Origin of the sequence: Dietzia sp. HMSC21D01 (genome assembly GCF_001815995.1) — a bacterium.
GTDB lineage: Bacteria > Actinomycetota > Actinomycetes > Mycobacteriales > Mycobacteriaceae > Dietzia > Dietzia cinnamea.
The window spans coordinates 1-4,193 of record NZ_KV823674.1 but is presented as its reverse complement, the minus strand read 5'-3'; the positions used below and the strand labels follow the sequence as shown (position 1 = coordinate 4,193).

At 73.2% G+C, this 4,193-nt stretch carries 3 protein-coding genes and 1 pseudogene; 3 read left to right on the top strand and 1 reads right to left on the bottom strand.

Annotated features, from left to right (window positions below; translation table 11 throughout):
• From HMPREF3086_RS01785 to HMPREF3086_RS01775, 3 genes and pseudogenes are all read left to right on the top strand, one after another.
• A pseudogene (locus HMPREF3086_RS01785) lies at positions 1-647 on the top strand (hypothetical protein); the annotation flags it as partial.
• Between the two features lie 119 nt (positions 648-766).
• On the top strand, positions 767-2,863 hold the full coding sequence (locus HMPREF3086_RS01780) for a DUF6541 family protein (protein ID WP_061914177.1): 2,097 nt from the start codon (positions 767-769) through the stop codon (positions 2,861-2,863).
• A gap of 91 nt (positions 2,864-2,954) precedes the next feature.
• Positions 2,955-3,893 (top strand): SDR family NAD(P)-dependent oxidoreductase, encoded by a 939-nt coding sequence (locus HMPREF3086_RS01775; protein WP_061227505.1) that lies wholly within the window; start codon positions 2,955-2,957, stop codon positions 3,891-3,893.
• 11 nt (positions 3,894-3,904) lie between these two features.
• On the opposite strand, the gene HMPREF3086_RS18790 is transcribed toward HMPREF3086_RS01775, so the two are convergent.
• Positions 3,905-4,193: hypothetical protein (locus tag HMPREF3086_RS18790; RefSeq protein WP_210401817.1), on the bottom strand; the 289-nt coding region annotated here is incomplete at its 5' end.

Genomic DNA, 4,193 nt, shown 5'->3' with positions numbered 1-4,193 from the left:
CGACGCGCGGCGGGTGGCCGGTCGCGGGCGCGCTCGGCCTCGTGGCGCTGCTCGCCTCGACCGCGGTCTCGACCGTCACCTACCGGCAGACCTGGGCCGAGCAGCCCGCCCGCGACTACCTCCAGCCGCTGCTCGCCGCGCTGCACGACCGCACCGAACCGCTGCTGGACAAGGACGTCCCGCCCGAGGTGCTACTGCCCGTCGCGGCCCCCGCGCACCGGCTGTCCTGGCTGCTCGTCGGTGTGTCCGGTGTGCCGGAGGTGGGGGCGTGGACCCGTGAGCCGGTGGTGATCGATACGGGCGGTATCCTCCGGCCGGCCGACGTGGTGCCCGGCCGCTCGCTCCCACAGGGCCCCGACCCGGGCTGCGGCCACCGGATCGGCGCGGACGGCGCCCGGATCGAGCTGGACGGGCCGCTGATCGGGCGCGACTGGGTGGTGCGGTTGCACGTGTTCGCGGAGGCCGACGGTCACGTGTCCGTGCGCCTAGACGACGGCGAGCCCGCGGTCGTGCCCGTCGAGGCGGGCCTGGGCACGGTCTACGTGCGTCTCGTCGGCGGGGGGAGCGGACTCACCGTCTCCCCGCTCGCGGGGCTGTCGGGGCTGTGTCTGGGCAGCGGACCGGTCGGGGTGCTCGTGCCGCGCTGAGGTCTCCCGACGCGGTGGCCCATAATGGGCGGGTCGGCAAGGCGGGACACGAGACGAGCCCGCGGGCCGGGACGAGACGCTGACAGGGCGGGGAACGGAGGCAGGTCATCGACATCGCGATGGTCATGATGACCCTCACCGCGCTCCTGGTGGTGCCCGGCGTGATCGTCGGCACCGCCGCGCAGCTGCCCCTGCGGCTGTCGGTGGCCACGTCGATCCCCGTCTCCTTCGGTATCGCCGCGATCGCCGGTTACGTCTACGGCCGGATCGGCGTGCCGTGGTCGTTGGGTGGATATGTGGTCGCCACGGCCGCCACCGCCGCCGTCGTGGGTGCGGTGGGGTTGGCCATCACCGGGGTGTTGTGGATGGCGAGACGACGACGAGCGCGCCGATCCCGGCCGGCGGAGGGGCGTGGCGGTCGTCGGCGCGCGCGGTGGTGGCTGCTGCCGGGTGCGGCGGTGCTGGTCAGCGCCTGGCTGATCGGGCAGATGATCATCACGGAGCTGTCGGCGATGCCGGGCGGCACCGCGAACATCTTCCAGGGGTGGGACGCCCACTGGCACGTCAACTACATCCGCTTCATCCACGACGTGGGCCTGGCCTCGCCTGATCAGGCCGGTGCGCTGCGGTACCCGGAGAACGGCGCGACGCTGTACTACCCGAGCACGTGGCACGCGATCGCCGCGCTCGTAATGGGGTTGTGCGGCATCGGGGCGGTCGAGACGTACAACCTCGTCCAGATCGGCAGCGTCGCGCTGGTCTTCCCGCTCGGCGTGGCGGCGCTGGCGTGGCTCATCACGCACCGGTCTTTCTCTCGGCCGGTCGTGGCCACGTCTGCGGCCGTCGCCGCGATGGCCACCCCGCTGTTCCCCGGATTGCCGTTCGTCGAGGTGATGGTGGCCGCTACCCCGTCCGCCGTGGCCAACGGGATGGCCGGTCTCGGCGCCGCGGTCGTGGTGGCGGCGCTGGCGGACCGGCGGCTCATCCCCGCCGCGGCACTCGGCCTGGTCGGCATCGGCGGCGTCCACCCCTCGGCGATGGTCACCGCCGGGGCGTTCGTGCTGTTCTGGTGGCTCTTCGACGGGCTGTGGCGGCCGGTGCGCGGGCGGGTGCGCGACTTCGTGGTGCTGGCCGGCATCGGCCTGGCGGGGGTGCTGACGCTGCTGCCGCAGGTCCTCACCGTCTCGGAGGAGGCCGACGACATCTCGGCGTTCGAGTTCGAGATCGGCGCCGATCGCGCCGCGACGTGGGGCAAGGCGGTCGCCCTGCAGGTCCGGCACGTCGAGGACTGGGGCGTGCGCTGGGTGCTCCTGTCTCTCGCGGTGCTGGGGCTGCTCGTCATGCTGCGCCGCCGCGTGGTGTGGCCGCTCCTGCTGTGGGGCGGTCTGCTCGTGGTGTGCGTGAACGCCATGAGCGTCTTCGGCAACTGGACCGGCGGCGTGCTCCGAGGGATCGGCAGCATCTACTACAACGACCCCCGCCGGATCGGGGTGGTGCTCGCCGTGGTGGTGGCCGCCGCCGTCGGCGTGGGCGTGGCCGCCACCGTACAGGGCCTGGCGGGTTGGCTGGGCCGGCTCATGGACCCCGTCACCGATCCCGAGGGCCGCGGCGTGGAGCTGGCGCGGGTGGCCGTGGCGCTGGCCGCCCTGGTCGGCGTGGGCTCGTGGGTCGTCCAGGCCTCGCCCGAGTACGCCTCCGCGGCCGGCACCAGCCAGCGCTGGGGCCGCATGGTCGACCAGCACGACCTGCGTGCTTTCCAGTGGTTGTCCGAGCAACCGCAGGCCTACTCAGGACTGATCTACACGAACCCCGACGAGGGCTCCGGGTGGATGTACGCCACCCATGGCCTGCCCTCGACGGCGCGGCACTACCTGCAGCCCGGTTCCACAGCCCCGCTGACGACCTACCTGTTCTCCCGGATGGACCGGGCCGGCGAGGACCCGCGGGTCGATCAGGCGCTCGCCGACCTGGGCGTCACCTACGTGTACGTCAGCCCGCCGAACTACTGGGGGTTCCAGGGGCCCAACAAGCACCTGCTCGACCTGACGACCACGCCCGGCCTGGTCACCGTGTACGCGGATTCTCAGGTACGCATCCACGCCGTGCGCGCCGCGTTCACCGACGCCGAGCTCGCGCAGATCCTGGAGGACTCGCCGTTCCCGCCGGAGCGGCGGACCCCGCTCACCAGGGCGACGGAACTCTACGGGCCGGAGTGAGCTCGCGGGGAACCCCGCGGTCGTATCGTGAACACTGTCCTCCGACAGGGGGGAGCGGCGGCGGGGCCCGTCGCACGAGGGAGGGGAACGTATGCGTGCACTGGTGACGGGCGGGGCCGGGTTCATCGGCTCAACCCTGGTGGACAGACTGTTGGGCGAGGGCCACGACGTGACGGTGGTGGACAACCTGTCGCGGGGGCGGTTGGAGAACCTCGCGGCCGCGCGCGAGGCGGGTGACCGCTTCGTCTTCCACCAGTTGGATCTCACCGACCCGGCGATCGAGGACGTCGTCGCGGAGGCCCGGCCGGAGGTGATCTTCCACCTGGCCGCGCAGATCGACGTGCGCCTGTCGGTCGAGGACCCGGTGCACGACGCCGAGGTCAACGTGGTCGGCACTGTCCGCCTCGCGGAGGCCGCGCGCAAGGCCGGTGTGCGGCGGGTCGTCTTCACGTCCTCCGGCGGGTCGATCTACGGACCCGTCACCGAGCTTCCGGTCGCGGAGACCCGCCCGGTCGATCCGCTGAGCCCCTACGCGGCGGGCAAGGTCGCCGGTGAGATCTACCTGGAGATGTTCTCGCGGCTGTACGGCATCGAGTGGGCGGGCGTGGCGCCGGCGAACGTGTACGGGCCGCGTCAGGACCCGCACGGCGAGGCCGGCGTCGTGGCGATCTTCTCGCAGCGTCTGCTCGCCGGGCAGCCCACCCGGGTGTTCGGCGACGGTGGCAACACCCGTGACTACGTGTTCGTCGACGACGTGGTGGACGCCTTCGTGCGCGCCGCCGAGGTGCCGGCCGCCGCCGGTCTGCGGTTCAACGTCGGCACCGGGGTGGAGACCACCGACCGTGGACTGCACTCGCTGGTCGCCGAGGCCGCGGGCGCGGCCGACGATCCCGAGTACGCGCCCGCCCGCCTGGGCGATGTCGCCCGCTCGGCGCTGGACGCCGGCCGCGCGGCCGAGGTGCTGGGCTGGGTCCCTCAGGTGACGATCCGTGAGGGCGTGGCCCGCACGGTCGACTACTTCCGCGACTGATCCAAGCGGGTTTACTCGCCCCGCTCGTCGCCGTCGGCCTCGTCGGCCGGCTCGGCCGCCCCCGCCTCCTCTGTGGTCCGAGCCTCGGCCGCGTTAGCGTCGAGCGCGGCGGCTCCGACGGTGTTGGGCTGGGGGAGTACGTTCGGGCGGGGGAGGAACGGCCGCAGCAGGTCCGGGAAACCGGGCGCGGGCCGGGCACCGTCGGGCTGCCGCACCTCGAGGCCGCCCTGACCACCCTGCGCGCCACCCTCACCCTGGTCGGCCTCTCCGCCGCCTGTCTCGCCGGTGCCGGGGCCCGCG

What these genes read in the sequence shown, in the direction of transcription:
- HMPREF3086_RS01780 (WP_061914177.1), top strand. Translation starts at nt 767, where the DNA reads ATGGTCATGATGACCCTCACCGCGCTCCTGGTGGTGCCCGGCGTGATC.
- HMPREF3086_RS01775 (WP_061227505.1), top strand. Translation starts at nt 2,955, where the DNA reads ATGCGTGCACTGGTGACGGGCGGGGCCGGGTTCATCGGCTCAACCCTG.